16 protein-coding genes are annotated in these 15,143 nt (G+C 68.4%); 8 read left to right on the top strand and 8 right to left on the bottom strand.

The genetic code is table 11. The features are described 5' to 3' along the window. Positions 1-151: 151 nt before the first annotated feature. Positions 152-784 (top strand): O-methyltransferase, encoded by a 633-nt coding sequence (locus AC5RW2_RS15515; protein ID WP_494000290.1) that lies wholly within the window; start codon positions 152-154, stop codon positions 782-784. Positions 785-836: 52 nt separating this feature from the next. On the opposite strand, the gene AC5RW2_RS15510 is transcribed toward AC5RW2_RS15515, so the two are convergent. The 5 genes from AC5RW2_RS15510 to AC5RW2_RS15490 all read right to left on the bottom strand — a co-directional run bounded on the left by AC5RW2_RS15510 (position 837) and on the right by AC5RW2_RS15490 (position 5,255). Further along, complete coding sequence (locus AC5RW2_RS15510; RefSeq protein ID WP_494012568.1) at positions 837-2,438, bottom strand: leucyl aminopeptidase family protein; 1,602 nt, start codon at positions 2,436-2,438, stop codon at positions 837-839. 12 nt (positions 2,439-2,450) lie between these two features. Beyond that, on the bottom strand, positions 2,451-2,630 hold the full coding sequence (locus AC5RW2_RS15505) for a DUF3117 domain-containing protein (protein WP_493979326.1): 180 nt from the start codon (positions 2,628-2,630) through the stop codon (positions 2,451-2,453). 174 nt (positions 2,631-2,804) lie between these two features. Next, positions 2,805-4,049 (bottom strand): hypothetical protein, encoded by a 1,245-nt coding sequence (locus AC5RW2_RS15500; RefSeq protein ID WP_494022625.1) that lies wholly within the window; start codon positions 4,047-4,049, stop codon positions 2,805-2,807. Then, positions 4,046-4,438, bottom strand: coding sequence for a DivIVA domain-containing protein (locus AC5RW2_RS15495; RefSeq protein ID WP_494074159.1), 393 nt, complete (start codon positions 4,436-4,438; stop codon positions 4,046-4,048). The genes AC5RW2_RS15500 and AC5RW2_RS15495 overlap by 4 nt, the downstream gene beginning before the upstream one ends. 34 nt (positions 4,439-4,472) lie before the next feature. Continuing rightward, positions 4,473-5,255, bottom strand: a complete 783-nt coding sequence (locus tag AC5RW2_RS15490; protein WP_494049655.1) for an LOG family protein — start codon at positions 5,253-5,255, stop codon at positions 4,473-4,475. A 163-nt stretch (positions 5,256-5,418) separates the two neighbouring features. Between AC5RW2_RS15490 and AC5RW2_RS15485 the strand changes: the two genes are divergently transcribed. From AC5RW2_RS15485 to AC5RW2_RS15470, 4 genes are all read left to right on the top strand, one after another. Next, a complete protein-coding gene (locus AC5RW2_RS15485) occupies positions 5,419-6,237 on the top strand; it encodes an amino acid ABC transporter ATP-binding protein (RefSeq protein ID WP_494012571.1) in 819 nt (272 codons plus the stop codon). Positions 6,238-6,289: 52 nt separating this feature from the next. Next, complete coding sequence (locus AC5RW2_RS15480; RefSeq protein ID WP_494022624.1) at positions 6,290-7,159, top strand: glutamate ABC transporter substrate-binding protein; 870 nt, start codon at positions 6,290-6,292, stop codon at positions 7,157-7,159. A 67-nt stretch (positions 7,160-7,226) separates the two neighbouring features. Then, positions 7,227-7,922, top strand: a complete 696-nt coding sequence (locus AC5RW2_RS15475) for an amino acid ABC transporter permease (protein ID WP_494000297.1) — start codon at positions 7,227-7,229, stop codon at positions 7,920-7,922. Further along, positions 7,919-8,782, top strand: coding sequence for an amino acid ABC transporter permease (locus AC5RW2_RS15470; RefSeq protein ID WP_494012573.1), 864 nt, complete (start codon positions 7,919-7,921; stop codon positions 8,780-8,782). Before AC5RW2_RS15475 ends, AC5RW2_RS15470 begins: the two co-directional genes overlap by 4 nt. A gap of 119 nt (positions 8,783-8,901) precedes the next feature. Here the strand turns inward: AC5RW2_RS15470 and dapE are convergent, their stop codons facing one another. Beyond that, the gene (dapE, locus tag AC5RW2_RS15465) at positions 8,902-9,990 is read right to left on the bottom strand and encodes a succinyl-diaminopimelate desuccinylase (protein WP_494074158.1); all 1,089 of its coding nucleotides are present in this window, start codon (positions 9,988-9,990) and stop codon (positions 8,902-8,904) included. Between the two features lie 74 nt (positions 9,991-10,064). Here dapE and dapD point away from each other — a divergent pair, with 74 nt between their 5' ends. After that, the gene (dapD, locus tag AC5RW2_RS15460; protein ID WP_494074157.1) at positions 10,065-11,036 is read left to right on the top strand and encodes a 2,3,4,5-tetrahydropyridine-2,6-dicarboxylate N-succinyltransferase; all 972 of its coding nucleotides are present in this window, start codon (positions 10,065-10,067) and stop codon (positions 11,034-11,036) included. A 20-nt stretch (positions 11,037-11,056) separates the two neighbouring features. Then, positions 11,057-11,917 carry a hypothetical protein gene (locus AC5RW2_RS15455; RefSeq protein WP_494074156.1) on the top strand — a complete coding sequence of 287 codons (861 nt, stop codon included), beginning with the start codon at positions 11,057-11,059 and terminating at the stop codon, positions 11,915-11,917. Positions 11,918-11,931: 14 nt separating this feature from the next. Here the strand turns inward: AC5RW2_RS15455 and AC5RW2_RS15450 are convergent, their stop codons facing one another. Then, on the bottom strand, positions 11,932-12,543 hold the full coding sequence (locus AC5RW2_RS15450) for a hypothetical protein (RefSeq protein WP_494074155.1): 612 nt from the start codon (positions 12,541-12,543) through the stop codon (positions 11,932-11,934). 189 nt (positions 12,544-12,732) lie between these two features. Here AC5RW2_RS15450 and galE point away from each other — a divergent pair, with 189 nt between their 5' ends. Then, entirely contained in the window at positions 12,733-13,746 is a 1,014-nt protein-coding gene (galE, locus tag AC5RW2_RS15445; RefSeq protein WP_494012578.1) for a UDP-glucose 4-epimerase GalE, read from the top strand. Positions 13,747-13,812: 66 nt separating this feature from the next. Here galE and AC5RW2_RS15440 read toward each other — a convergent pair whose 3' ends face one another. Beyond that, positions 13,813-15,096, bottom strand: coding sequence for a citrate synthase (locus AC5RW2_RS15440; RefSeq protein ID WP_494000304.1), 1,284 nt, complete (start codon positions 15,094-15,096; stop codon positions 13,813-13,815). Between the last annotated feature and the right edge of the window lie 47 nt (positions 15,097-15,143).

Below are 15,143 nucleotides of genomic sequence, written 5' to 3'. Positions count from 1 at the left end.
AGACCGCTAAGCCCGGTCCCCGTCTGACCCGTCCGGCGGCAGCGTGTCCCGTCCCCGGGGCACGCGCCTAATCCCGTCACCTGTGGCAGTAGGCTTGGCACTGCGGCCCTGCGCCGTTTTCCCGCAAAAGCTGAAGAGAAAGCGATGTTTCATGAGTGCCGACAAGCAGACGAGTTGGTCCTACACGGAGGGGCTCCCCGCCGAGGATGACGTCTTGCTTCGGGCCCGTGAGCGCTCCCATGAACTGGGCGTTGCCGCTGTCGGCAGGGGGGTCGGCGCGGCCCTGACCGTCCTCGCCGCGGGCACCAAGGCGCAGACGGTGGTGGAAATCGGTTCCGGCGCCGGTGTCTCCGGGGTCTGCCTCCTGCGCGGACTGCCGCCGGCCGCGGTGCTGACCACCATCGATGCGGACGTCGACCATCTGCGCGCGGCACGCCAGTCCTTCGTCGATGCCGGCATTCCGGGCAACCGCACCCGCACCATCTCCGGCCGCGCGGCCGACGTGCTGCCCCGGCTGACCGACAACGCCTACGACCTCGTCTTCGTCGATGCGGACAAGCCCTCGTATCCGCTGTACGTAGAGCAAGCGGTCCGGCTGCTCAAGCGCGGCGGCATGCTGATTGTCAACGACGCCCTGGACCACGACCGGGTCTCGGATCCGGCCATCCGCGAAGAATCCACCACCACGCTGCGCAAGGTCGGCAAGGCCATCCGGGAAAACGACCAACTGCTGTCCACCATCCTGCCGACCGGCGAGGGACTGCTGTTGGCCGTCAAACGCTGACCGACCGGCGGCGCCCTGCCCGCGGGCCGCCGGGCCACCCGCCGGCCCGGTGCTAGCCGCGGTAGGAGCGCAGGAAGGACAGCAGCAGCCGGGCACCGTACCCGGTGGCGCCCTTCGTGACCTCGGCCCGATCGGAGTCTGCCCGGGCGGGGCCGGCGATGTCCAGATGGATCCACGGAAGGGCGCCGGTGAATTCGCGCAGGAACAGCGCTGCGGTGATCGATCCCCCGCCAACCTTCGACCGCTGGGACGCGATATGCGAGATGTCGGCGATGCCGGATTCCAACGCGAAGCCGTATTCGGCCGCCACCTCGTCCAGCGGCATGTGCCAGACCCGCTCCCCGGTTGCCTCCCCCGCGGCTTCGAACGCGCGCACCAGGGACCGCCGGGTGCCGTATAGCGCCGCATGCTGCCTGCCCAGCCCCAGGGACGCCGCGCCGGTGAGGGTAGCGATATCCACCAGGACGTCAGGCTGCAGCCGGGCGGCGGCGTAGGAGAGGCCGTCGGCCAGCACCATGCGCCCCTCCGCATCCGTGTTGCCGATCTCCACGGTTGTGCCGTCGTGGACGGTCACCACGTCGCCGGGCCGGTAGGCGTCGGCGCCGATGGCGTTCTCGGCCAGGGCGAGCAGGCCCGTGACACGGTGCGGAACGCGCAGCTCCGCCGCAGCGGCCAGCACCGCCAGCACGACGCCGGCGCCCGCCATGTCGGTCTTCATCGGCAGCATCGGCTCCCGCGGCTTGAGCGACAGCCCGCCGGTGTCGAAGGTGATGCCCTTGCCGACGATGACGACGTGCCTGGTGTTCTCGCCGGCCTGTGCGGGCGTGTAGTCCAGCTGGACCAGCCTGGGCGGAGTCGGCGAGGCCGAGCCCACCGCCAGCAGTCCGCCGAACCCTCCGGCAGCCAGCTGATGCTCGTCCCACGTGCGGATGCCCAGGCCGCGGGCCGCGGCGAGGCGCGCGGCTTGGCCGGCCATCCACTCCGGGCTCTTCACGTTGGACGGCATGTTTGCCAGGTCCCGTGCCAGCCACGTGGCCCGGGCGCCGGCGGCGGCCGTTGCGGCCGTCCCCGCCGCGGTTCCGGTCAGTTCCAGCACCGCGGCCATCGGCTTGGGCGCGGCGGACGTCCCGGCGCGCGGCGGCCGGTAGCCGCCCAGCAGGAACCCCTCGATGAAGGCCTGTTGCAGCCCTTCGGGCAGGCCGTCGACGGCGCTGCTGCGCACCCGGTCGGTGCCCATCGTCGCCCTGGCCAGGGCGGCTCCGGCCTTGCGCAGCTCCGCCGCGCTGCCACTGCCCAGCCCAATCAAGATCAGACGCTCCGGCAGCCGGGCGGAGCCTGGCGGCGCCGGCACCGCCAGTACTTCGCCGGCCTTACCGGCAATCCCGTGGACCTCTGCCAAGGCCGCCACGTCGGCGCCAAAGTCGGCTGCCGCCTCGGCGGCACCCTGGCGCGGCTGCGGCGTGGCCCGCTCAACGTTGGCCTCGCCTTCAGCAATGGGGACCGCCAGCACCGTGACATCCCCGGCGCCCTCGGCCGGAGACCGTCCGCGGCCGAGGGCCGGAAGGGCTTGGACGCGCGCCATCTGCGGTTCAACCAGGGCCTGCTCCAGATGACGGGCGGTTTGTTCCTCTGCGGTGGAGGGAACGTGGCTCACAGCAAACGGTTCCTAGCCTGCCACGTCGCTGGTGACGCCGAGCAGGCAGTCCTTGAGGTTGCCGGCTTCTTCGGCGTTCAGTTCGAGCACCAGACGCCCGCCGCCGTCGATGGGCACCCGCAGGATGAGGCTTCGCCCCTCCTTGGTCACTTCCATCGGACCGTCACCGGTACGCGGTTTCATCGCAGCCATCTGGGAATTCCCTTCCGCCATGGGGCAGCCCGATCGGTGATCGCCCTGCCCGCCAACCTCACATCGGCGGCCCTTCAGTTGCCCGGCCGCCATGTCCAACCACTACCCATTATCGCGTACATCACAACCGGGTGCTAATTTGCGCGACACGGGGCGCACCGGCGCCGGCCGCCGCTAGGGCGGATAGTCCCCGCCGCCGGGCAGTTCGGCCCAGGACCAGAGCCAGGTCACCCAGACAATCTGCCCGGCCAGAAACATCACTGCCAGGCACGCGCGGTAGGCCCGGCTGCGTGATACCAAGGCCGCCGCCAGGGCCAGCGGGAAGAGCGGAAGCAACAGCCGGAAGGTGCTGGTCTGCGGATGCAGAAAGGCAAGCAGGTAGCCCAGGTAGCAGGCGCACCACAGCCTCAGGTCCGCCCCCATCTTCCGGGCAGGCGGGGAGCACAGGACCCCGGCCGCCGCGGCCACCAGCAGCAGCGGGGCGGCCATTCCGCCCAACAGCCCGAAAAGGTTCACGCCCATGTCGAACCACGGCTTGAACAGGATCAGGGCCTCGCCCCGCCAGGCTGTCTCGGTATCGGTGTACGCGGTCATCTCGCCCGTGACCGACCACGCCAGCACCGGCCAGGCGAGGGCCGCGGCACAGCTGACCAACGCCAGCGCTGCCGCGCGGAGGAATTCCGGGGTCTGCAGCGGATCGGTGCGGCGCTGCCTGATCCGCCACAGCAGGTGAAGGCCGGCGAGCGCCGCGAACGGCACGCCGACCGGCCGGGAGAGGCACATCAGCACGACGACGGGAATCGCCAGCAGGTACTTCCGCCGCACCAGCAGCAGCAGCGCCGCCGCCAGCAGCGCCAGGTTCAGCGATTCGGCGTAGGGCACCTGGAGGATCGGCGAGACCGGAAAGACCGCCACGAAGAACACGGCCCACAGCGCGGTGCCGTGGGGGGCGTAGCGACGGAAAAGTTTGTAGATGAGCAGCACGGCGGCAAAACCGGCGAGGGTCGCAACCAGCGGTGCCAGCAACTGCCACCCCAGCCCGGTGGCCGCCGCCAGGATGCGGACGATGCCGGGGAAAAGCGCGTAGAACGCCCACTGGTTCTCGTCGACCCGCCCGTCCTGGCCGCGGGGAATATCGGCGGGATACCCCTCCCGGTAGACCTGCTCGTACCAGGCGCTGTCCCAGATTCCGATGAAGGACAGATAGTCGGGGTGCGGTCCGGTCCACGGATTCGGCCCCTGCTGGCGTGCCACCGCGAGGAAGACCAGCAGCGAATACACCCGGGAAAGGGCGTAAAGCACGCAGACCTGGACCCACCACGGCCACCCGGAGATCCGTCGGCGCCAGAAGGAAAGCTCCGCGTGCACGGCCTCCCGAAGCACGCGCGTGCGCGGAAGGCGGTCCTGCACCCCCGTCATCCTTCCCGCGCCGGGTGGGCACCGCCGTCGGGCTGCGGCTGTTCGTGGCTCAGTTGCCGGATCAGGCGCTCCTTGGCTCCCAGCTCGGCCCGCAGGACGTCCAGCACTTCGTCCACCTGGTCCATCCGGTAGCCCCGCAGGGCAGTGGAAAACCGGACGCTGTCCAGGTCTTCGGCACGGGGGTGTTCAGGCAGCAAAACCGCCGGCAGCCGCGCCTCATGCTCGCTCAGGCCCTGGAGCGCGGCCACGTGCCCGCGCTCCCATCCGGTGCCGTCACTCTCGCCGCCCGCGCCGGCGCCGGCCGCCTTCCTCCGGCCCCGCCAGCCCGACGCGGCGACAGCGGCCGCACCTGCAACGGCGATGGCAAGGAAAACCAGGAATGCGCTCACAGCACCATCGTGCCAGAGAGGACGTCGCGCCGGGTCAAAATCCGGAGCGGGCGGACAACCCGGAGATGACCTGCTCGACTGCTTCCTCGGCCGTATCCACCACGCTGACCAGGTCCAGATCGGCCTCCGCGATCATCGCTTCGGCCAAGAGCGTGTTGCGGATCCAGTCGATCAGCGGCGACCAGAATGCCGTGCCCACCAGCACGATCGGGAAGGACGTCACCTTCTTCGTCTGGACCAGCACCATGGCTTCGAACAGCTCGTCGAGCGTGCCCAGCCCGCCGGGGAGCACGATGAACCCCTGCGCGTACTTGACGAACATCGTCTTGCGGGCGAAGAAATACCGGAAGTTGATGCCCAGGTCCACCCAGTCGTTGAGCCCCTGCTCGAACGGCAGTTCGATGCCCAGCCCGACCGAGACGCCGCCGGCCTCGCTGGCGCCCTTGTTGGCCGCCTCCATGGAACCGGGGCCGCCGCCGGTGATGACCGCGAAATTATGCCGGACCAGCAGCTGCCCGATCTCCTCGGCGATGGCGTAGTGCTTGCTTCCCTGCCGGGTGCGGGCCGAACCGAACACGCTGATCGCCGGGCCGAGGTCGGCCAGGGTGCCGAACCCTTCGACGAATTCGCTCTGGATCCGCAGCACGCGCCAGGGATCCGTGTGCGTAAATTCCGCCCGGTCCTTGGTGTCCAGCAGGTACTGGTCGGCCTGCGGGATGTCCGCCTGGCTGCGCCGCAGCTCCACCGGCCCCTTGAAACGGGTTTTCGGTGCGCCCGGAAGTTGCGACGGGAGCGGGATGTCTTGCTGGTTTGTCATTTCCCAAGGCTACAGATCCGCCGGCCATCCGTGGCGGTTTCCGCCGTTTCGGTGGCAATTCGGCCCTCACGCGGTCCGGGACGCAGGTTGCTCTTAAATCACGATTCCGGCGGTTCGGTCGCGAATGCATTGCTTGAAGGGAATCTTTCGCTAGATTCGTTCCATGACCAGTGACGCATCGCACAGTAAAACGCCGCCTGCTGCTCCTGCGGCGGCAACCCGAGCCACATCCGCCGCGCCGGCGGGTCAGCCGCTGGTGTCCCTGAAGAACGTCAACAAGCACTTCGGATCCCTCCATGTGCTGCAGGACATCAACCTGGAGGTCACCAAGGGCGAAGTGGTGGTCGTGATCGGGCCGTCGGGTTCCGGCAAGTCCACCCTCTGCCGGGCGATCAACCGCCTGGAGACCATCGACGACGGCGAAATCCTGATCGACGGCGAGAAGATGCCGGCCGAGGGCAAGGCCCTTGCCAAGCTGCGGGCCGACGTCGGCATGGTGTTCCAGTCCTTCAACCTTTTTGCCCACAAATCGATCCTGGAGAACGTCACCCTGGGTCCGATCAAGGTCAAGGGGATGAAGCAGTCCGAGGCCAAGGAGCTGGCCATGAGCCTGCTCGAGCGCGTCGGCGTGGCCAACCAGTCGCAAAAGCTGCCGGCCCAGCTCTCCGGCGGCCAGCAGCAGCGCGTGGCGATTGCCCGGGCCCTGGCGATGAAACCTAAGGTGATGCTCTTCGACGAGCCCACCTCGGCACTGGATCCGGAAATGATCAACGAAGTGCTCGACACCATGGTGCAGTTGGCCAGCGAAGGCATGACCATGATCGTGGTCACGCACGAGATGGGCTTTGCGCGCAAGGCGGCGGACCGCGTGCTCTTCATGGCCGACGGCCAGATCGTGGAGCAGGCCACCCCGGAAGAATTCTTCACCAACCCGAAGAGCACCCGCGCCAAGGACTTCCTGGGCAAGATCCTCGAACACTGACCCCCACACCTGGCCCTTCACTGACGGAGGGCCGACAACGCAAGGAGAAAACATGCGAAAGACCCGTTATGGAATGGCTGCCATGGCAGCCGGAGCCGCGCTCGTGCTGTCCGCCTGCGGCGGCGGCGGCGGCACAGGCGGCGGCGGAGGCGGCGGCGAGACTGCCGGCGGCGGCGAAGGCGGCGGCGAAGGCATCCGTATCGGCATCAAGTACGATCAGCCGGGCCTGGGCTTTTCCTCCGGCGGCAAGTTCAGCGGCTTCGACGTGGATGTAGCCAAGTACGTGGCCAACGAGCTGGGCTACTCGGAGGACCAGATCGAATTCGTCGAGTCGCCCTCGGCCAACCGCGAAAACATGCTCGCCAACAACCAGGTGGACATGATCTTCGCGACGTACTCCATCACCGACGAGCGCAAGCAGACCGTCGACTTCGCCGGACCGTACTTCGTGGCCGGCCAGGACCTGCTGGTCCGGACCGACGACACCGAAATCACCGGCCCGGATGCGCTTAACGGCAAGAACCTCTGCTCGGTGACCGGCTCCACCTCCGCCCAGCGCATCAAGGACGAGCACGCCGCCGAAGTGAACCTGGTCGAGCGGCCCAGCTACGCAGAGTGCGTGACCGCCATGCAGGGCGGCCAGATCGACGCGGTGACCACCGACGACATCATCCTGGCCGGACTCGCGGCGCAGCCGAACAACGCCGGCAAGTACAAGGTGGTCGGCAACCCGTTCTCGGAGGAGAACTACGGCGTCGGCCTGCCGAAGGGCTCGGAACTCTGCGCGGACATCAACGCAGCCATCAACAAGATGGTCGAGGAAGGTGCCTGGGAAGAAGCCCTCAAGAAGAACACCGAGGGTGTGGATTACTCCTACAACAAGGACCTGAACCCGCCGAAGCCGGGCGAAGCCTGCGCCTAGCACCATCCGTTGTGGGGCGGGGCGCTCCCGCCCCACAACATGATCTGCCTCTTCCCACCGAAAGGGGATGGACAGTTTGTCCGAGTATTTCCAGAGCTACCTGACGGCGCTGGAGACCTACGACGTCGTCGGAGCCTTGTGGGTCAATATCCAGCTCGCTTTCTGGGCCGCCCTGGGTTCGTTGGTGCTGGGTACCGTCCTGGCCCTGATGCGCATCTCACCGGTGCCCAGCTTCCGCTGGGCCGGCGCGGCGTACGTCAACGTCTTCCGCAACACGCCGCTGACCATCATCATGGTGTTCTGCATTCTGGTGGCGGTCTTCCAGCTCCAGATGAACCTCTCCGGCGATTTCGACTTCAACTTCTTCCTCTGGGCCATCGTCGGGCTGTCCGTCTACCACGCGGCCTTCGTCTGCGAATCCATTCGCAGCGGAGTCAACACCGTGCCCCTGGGACAGGCCGAGGCCGCACGCGCCATCGGGCTGAGCTTCCTGCCGGCGGCGCGGATGGTCATCCTGCCCCAGGCCTTCCGGGGTGCCGTGGCGCCGCTGGGCAACACCCTGATCGCCCTGACCAAGAACACCACGGTGGCAACGGCGGCGTCGGTCGCCGAATCCGCCGGGCTGATGAAAACCATGATCGAGTTTCGGCCGGATGTCATCATGGCCATTTTCGCGACCTTCGCCATCGGCTTCGTGATCATCGTGCTGCCGATCGGCCTGGTGACCACTTGGCTCTCCAAGAAACTGGCGGTGTCACGATGAACATCAAGCAGAACGTCCTCTTTGATGCGCCCGGCCCGAAGGCCCGTGCGCGGATCATGGTCACCAACATCATCGGCATCCTGCTCTTCCTCGGCGCGGCGATCTTCGTCATCGTCGGACTGAACGACAAGGGCCAGCTGGCACCCGAGCTGTGGACGCCGTTCCTGACCGGCGAGGTCTGGCAGTTCACCATCCTGCCGGGTCTGATCAACACCTTTAAGGCCGCCGCAGTCTCGATCCTCACGTCCGTGGTCTTCGGGCTGCTCTTTGGCGTGGGCAGGCTCGCCTCGAACGGTCCCCTGCGGTGGCTCTGCGGAGTGATCGTCGAACTCTTGCGGGCTGTCCCGGTGTTGCTGATGATGATTTTCTTCTGGCTCCTGTTCGGGCAGCTGAGAATCGGCACCCCGGCAGACATCCCGTTTTACGCCGTCGTGACGGCCCTGACGCTGTACAACGGATCGGTGATCGCGGAACTGGTCCGCTCCGGCGTGTTCGGCCTGCCAAAGGGCCAGCGTGAAGCCGGGATGGCGATCGGCATGACACGTGCCCAGTCGTTGCGCAGCATCGAACTGCCGCAGGCCCTGGTGGCCATGCTGCCGGCCCTGGTCAGCCAATTCGTGGTGATCCTGAAGGACTCTGCCCTCGGCTACATCATCACGTACTCCGAGTTGCTGCGGTCGATGCAGATTTACGGCTCCGCCGGTCCGATCCTGCAGTCGCTGACGATTGCCGCGCTGCTCTTCATCATCGTCAACTTCGCCTTGTCCTGGGTAGCCAACTGGCTCTCCAAGTTCCTGAGCAGCCGGACCGCGGGCGAGACCGCGCCGCTGACCACGCAGCCGATGGCCGTCAAGGTGTGACCGGCTGCCGCTGACCGCCGACGGGGAAGGGGAGGATGCCAGCGCGTCCTCCCCTTCCCCGTCCCAGCTTCCCGGGCGCCTTGTTGCCCGGCGGCGGCATCCTCCGGCGCCCCGGACGGTCAGGCCAGGAGCCAGCGGCGCAGCGCCGCCCGGCACGCGCGGACGGCCTCCGCCGGAACGTGTTCGTTGTCGGTGTGGGCCAGCAACGCGTCGCCGGGGCCGAAGTTGACGGCCGGAATGCCCAGCTCGCTGAACCGCGCCACGTCGGTCCAGCCGTACTTCGGCTTTGGCTCCGCCCCCACGGCGGCCACGAACTCGGCGGCTGCCGGGTGGTCGAGGCCGGGCCGGGCGCCGGCCGCGGCATCCGTGCAGACCACCGTGAAGCCCTCCAGCAGGTTCCGCACGTACAGTTCGGCGTCCGCGGGCGTCTTGTCCGGAGCGAACCGGTAATTGATTTCCACCGTGGTGCTGTCGGGGATGATGTTGCCCGCTGTGCCGCCCTTGATCTTCACCGCGTTCAGGCTCTCGCGGTACTCCAGGCCGTCGACCGTGACAGTGGCCGGTTCATGGTCCCGGAGCCGGACCAGGATGTCTGCCGCGGCGTGGATAGCGTTGACGCCCCGCCACGCGCGCGCGGAATGCGCCGCCTGGCCGACCGTGCTCGCTTCGAACCGGGCCGTGCCGTTGCAGCCGCCTTCCACGGTTCCGTCGGTCGGTTCGAGCAGGATGGCGAAGTCGCCCTGCAGCAACTGGGGGTGGTTGCGCACCAGCCGGCCCAGCCCGCTCATCGAAGCATCCACTTCCTCGTGGTCGTAAAAGACGTAGGTGACATCGCGGTTGGGTGCCGCCAGCTCGGCGGCCAGCGCCAGCTGCACCGCTACCCCGCCCTTCATATCGGTGGCGCCGCGCCCGTACAGCACGTCCCCGTCCCACACCGACGGCACGGTTCCGAGGGAGCCGGGCACGGCGGGCAACGGCACGGTGTCGAGGTGGCCGGCCAGGATGACCCGCTCCGGCCGCCCCAGCTGCGTGCGCGCGACGATGGCGTCGCCGTCGCGCAGCACCTTCAGGTGCGGCAGGGCCCGCAGGGCGGCCTCCACGGCGTCGGCCAGGGCGGTCTCGTTGCCGGACACGCTGTTAACGTCGATCAGCGCCGCGGTCAGCTCGGCGACGTCGGCGGTCAAGTCCAGGGCGATGGTGGAAGTCACTCCCCCAGCTTAGCCAGACGCGCCTGCGGCATACCGGCGTCACCGGCCCCGGCGCGCTCGGTAGACTTGCATCCATGACCGCGAGCACCACCGCCACCGCCACTCCGCGCACCGCCCACGGCACCGGGCTGGCCACCGTCACCGACAGCGGCACCGTCCTCGACGTCTGGTATCCGGCGCCGGCCCTGGGCCCTGCCGGCGCCGCCGGGGACGCGGAGACCGGCCTTGAGGCCGACGCCGCGGACAGCGCCGACGCGGACCGCGGCACCCGTCTTGAGGTCCTCACCCGCAGCATCGACCTGGACGCCGCGCCGGCCGACACCGCCGACGCCTACCTCCGGCTGCATCTGCTCTCCCACCGCCTCGTCACCCCCAATTCGCTGAACATGGACGGCATTTTCGGGCAGCTGCCCAACGTGGTCTGGACCAACTTCGGCCCGTGCGCCGTGGACGGTTTCGAAGCGGTCCGCCGCCGGCTGCGCCGCCGCGGCCAGGTCACCGTCTTCGGCGTGGACAAGTTTCCGCGCATGGTGGACTACGTGGTTCCCACCGGCGTGCGGATTGCCGAGGCCGACCGGGTCCGCCTCGGCGCGCACCTGGCCGCCGGCACCACGGTGATGCACGAAGGCTTCGTCAACTTCAACGCCGGCACGCTGGGCACTTCCATGGTGGAGGGCCGCATTTCCGCCGGCGTCATTGTGGCGGACGGGTCCGACGTCGGCGGCGGCGCCTCGATCATGGGCACGCTCTCCGGCGGGGGGAAGGAACGGATCAGCATCGGCGAGCGCGTGCTGCTGGGCGCCAACTCGGGCGTCGGCATCAGCATCGGCGACGACTGCGTGGTCGAGGCCGGCCTCTATGTGACCGCCGGAACCCGGGTCAGCCTGATCGACGTTGCCACCGGGGACCACCGCCAGGTCAAGGCCGTGGAACTCTCCGGCCTGCCCAACCTCCTCTTCCGCCGCAACTCCACCAGCGGCGCAGTGGAAGTCCTGCCGCGCAAGGGCCAGAGCGTGGAGCTCAACGCGGTCCTGCACGCCAACTAGCAGTCCCGGACGGCACCGCCATGTCCCGGCAAACCCGTGCACGCAGGACCCGCAGCCTGCTCAGCCTGATCGTCCTGCTGGCCCTGGTCGGCGGTGCCGCCTACTTCGCCGCCACCTTCATTGACCGTTCCCAAACCCTGGTCCGCGAGCGGTGCACCGCCGTCGTCGGTTCGGACACCTACGAACTGGCACCGGACCAGGCCGCGAACGCCGCGCTCATCTCGGGGATTGCCGTCGGGCGCGGGCTGCCCGCACGCGCCGCGTCGATCGCCCTGGCGACGGCCATCCAGGAGTCGAAGCTGCGCAACATCGATTACGGCGACACGGCCGGTCCCGACTCCCGGGGGCTGTTCCAGCAGCGGCCGTCCCAGGGCTGGGGCACCGAGGAACAAGTGCAGGACCCGGTGTATGCGGCCAACAAGTTCTACGAGGTGCTCGAACAGGTCCCGGGCTACGAGTCCATGCCGGTGACCGACGCGGCCCAGACCGTCCAGCGCAGCGCCTATCCGCTGGCCTACGCGGACCATGAGGCCGAGGCCAAGGCCTTCGCCTCGGCGCTGACCGGGCACTCGCCCGCCGCCCTGAACTGCGTGCTCAAGGATGCCGACGCAGCCGGCGACCCCGCTGCCGTCCTGGCGCAGCTGGAGGCCGTGCATCCCGGCCTGGACATGGCCGTCGCCGGCCGCGAGGTCCGGGTGGCGGCAGCCGACCAGCGGGGCTGGGCGGTGGCGCAGTGGGCGGTGGCTTCTGCCAAAGGGCTCGACCTTGAGTCGGTGGCCCACGCGGGCCTCAGCTGGCAGCGTGACGACGGCGGCTGGGTCGGCGCCGATACCGACACCGGCTACGTCGTGATCACCGTGGCGCGGGGCCCGGTCGCCTGAGCCGCCCGGCGCGGCTAGACGATGAGTTCAACGATCGGCTGAAGGTAACTGCGGAAGGCGCTTTCGTCGTCCAGCAGTGTCTGGCACAGCAACACCCGGTCCGGCTCCACGAACCAGGCACGCGGCTCGCACAGCGGCAGCTCGATGAGCTTCAGCTCGAAGGTGCGCGCGGCGCGGCCGAGCTCCATCTCCCGGTCCTGGACCAGCTCGCGGATCAACCCGTTCGTGCCCTTGGCCTCGCGCTCCTGCGCCAACTTCCCGTACTCGGCCATCCGGGCACGCGCCCAGCTCATCCCGGCGCCGAAGTGGGCCTGCAGCAGCAGCCGCAGCGCGGGGCTGCCGGCGAAGGCGGGAAAGGACGGCGGGGCCAGTTTCGCGGCGTTGCCCGGGCGGTCACGGACCAGGTCCTCCCACCACTTCTCCCATTCGTCCCGCAGCGCCGCCGGGCCGCCGACATGCGCGGTCAGCTGGGTGGGATCGGCGGTGCGGACCGTCGGCAACACCGGCGACACCGCGGGCCGGCCGGCTCCGGCCAGGCCGGCGGCGTCGCGAAGGTAGAGGGCCAGCAGCATATGTCCCGAGGTGTCTGCGGTGATCCGCCACCCCGGCCCGCCCGTCTGGTGCATGCTGTCCGCGTCCTTTCGCTCGGACCGACGACGCAGCTCATCTGCAGTGGCCCCCGCACGCGGGTGCCGCCCGCGGGCATCCCCACTGCCGCCTGTAGCTCAACTCTAGACCTTGCTGTCCAGCCCTTGTACCTGCCCCGCTGCGGGCCGTGGCGGGGTGACCGGGGGTGAGCTACTAAGCTGGTGGGCATGAGAATTCTGGTCACCGGAGGAACCGGCTTCATCGGCTCGCACACCACGCTCGCCCTGCTGGAGGCGGGGCACGACGTGGTGGTGCTCGACAACCTGGCCAATTCCAGCGAGGAGTCGCTGCGCCGCGTCCAGGAGCTTGCCGGCCGGCAGGCACGGTTCCACCAGGCCGACCTGCTGGACGAGGCCGCGCTTAACCGGGTGCTGGAGACCGAGTCCGTGGACGCCGTGATCCACTTTGCCGGCCTGAAGGCCGTCGGCGAGTCCGTTGAAAAACCCCTGCACTACTACCACAACAACGTGGGCGGCACGCTGAACTTGCTCCGCGCGATGGATGCCCACAACGTCCGCACGATCGTGTTCAGTTCCTCGGCCACCGTGTACGGCGCCACCGAGGAGGTGCCGCTGACCGAGAAGCTTCCGCTGGACGCGATTAATCCCTACGGCCGGACCAAGGAACAGATCGAGGACATCCTGTCCGACCTGGGCGACTCCGACCCGCGCTGGCACGTGGCCCTGTTGCGCTACTTCAACCCCGTGGGCGCGCACGAAAGCGGGCGGATCGGCGAAGACCCGACGGGTGTGCCCAACAACCTGCTGCCGTTCGTGGCGCAGGTGGCCGTGGGCCGCCGGGACAAGGTCCGGGTCTTCGGCAGCGACTACCCGACGCCGGACGGTACCGGCGTGCGCGACTACATCCATGTCATGGACCTGGCCGCCGGACACCTGGCGGCCCTGGACTTCATCGCCGGCCGGCCCGGAGTGCGCCGGTGGAACCTGGGCACCGGCAAGGGCTCCTCCGTGCTGGAGGTGCTCGCCGCGTTCGGCAAGGCGGCGGGATTCGACATCCCCTACGAGCTGACCGACCGGCGCCCCGGGGACGCCGCCATCAGCTATGCCGACCCTTCCGCCGCGCTGGCCGAGCTCGGCTGGTCGGCGGTCAAGAACCTCGAGCAGATGTGCGAAGACCACTGGCGCTGGCAGAAGAACAACCCGAACGGCTACGCCGGCTGAAGCAAAACAAACGGCCCCCGGATTGCTCCGGGGGCCGTTTGAGTTAAGGCGTGCTCCGCCGTCGTTCTAGCGGGCCGGGTACTCGCGCTCCTGCGCGCCCGTGTACAGCTGCCGCGGGCGGCCGATCTTGGTCTGCGGGTCCTTGATCATTTCCCGCCACTGGGCGATCCAGCCGGGCAGGCGCCCGATGGCGAACAGCACCGTGAACATCTTCTCCGGGAAGCCCATGGCCTTGTAGATCAGGCCGGTGTAGAAGTCCACGTTCGGGTACAGCTTGCGCTCGATGAAGTAGTCGTCCGCCAGCGCCTTCTCTTCCAGGCGCATGGCGATGTCCAGCAGCTCGTCGTTGCCGCCGAGCTTGCCCAGGATCTCGTGCGCTGTGGCCTTGACCAGGCGGGCGCGCGGATCGTAGTTCTTGTAGACGCGGTGCCCGAAGCCCATCAGGCGCACGCCTTCTTCCTTGTTCTTGACCTTCTCCATGAACTGCTCCGGCTCCTGGCCGCTGGCCTGGATCTGGCGGAGCATGTTCAGCACCGCCTCGTTGGCGCCGCCGTGGAGCGGGCCGAACAGGGCGTTGATGCCGGCGGAGACGGAGGCGAACATGTTGGCGTTGGAGCTGCCCACCAGGCGCACGGTGGACGTGGAGCAGTTCTGCTCGTGGTCAGCGTGCAGGATGAGCAGCAGGTCCAGGGCCTTGACCACGGTCGGGTCCAGTTCGTAGGGCTCGGCGGGCAGGCCGAAGCTCAGGCGCAGGAAGTTCTCCACCAGGTTCATGGAGTTGTCCGGGTAGAGCAGCGCCTGGCCGATCGACTTCTTGTGCGCGTAGGCGGCGATCACCGGCAGCTTCGCCATCAGGCGGATGGTGGACAGCTCCACCTGCTTGTCGTCGAACGGGTCCAGCGAGTCCTGGTAGAAGGTGGACAGCGCGCTGACCGCCGAGGAGAGCACCGGCATCGGGTGCGCGTCGCGCGGGAACCCGCCGAAGAAGCCCTTGAGCTCTTCGTGCAGCAGGGTGTGGCGGCGGATCTTGTGGTCGAACTCCTCCAGCTCGGTGGGGGTGGGCAGTTCGCCGTAGATCAGCAGGTAGGACACTTCGAGGAAGCTCGAGTGCTCGGCCAGCTGCTCGATCGGATAGCCGCGGTAGCGGAGCACACCGGCGTCGCCGTCGATGTAGGTGATGGCCGAGGTGGTCGCCGCCGTGTTCATGAACCCCGGGTCGAAGGTGACCGCGCCGGTCTGCTTCAGCAGTTTGGATACGTCGTAACCGTCGTTGCCTTCGGCGGCCTTGAGCCGTGGGAGTTCGAGTTCGCCGCCATCGAAGTGCAGCTTGGCACCGGTCTGCTCAGTCATTGAGTCCCCTTCAGGAGGTATAGAAGCTAACGGCACGCCGGGCGCTT

The organism is Arthrobacter sp. B0316-1-20, assembly GCF_059091865.1.
The sequence above is the reverse complement of the archived record's forward strand: the minus strand, read 5'-3'. Positions and strand labels throughout refer to the sequence as shown.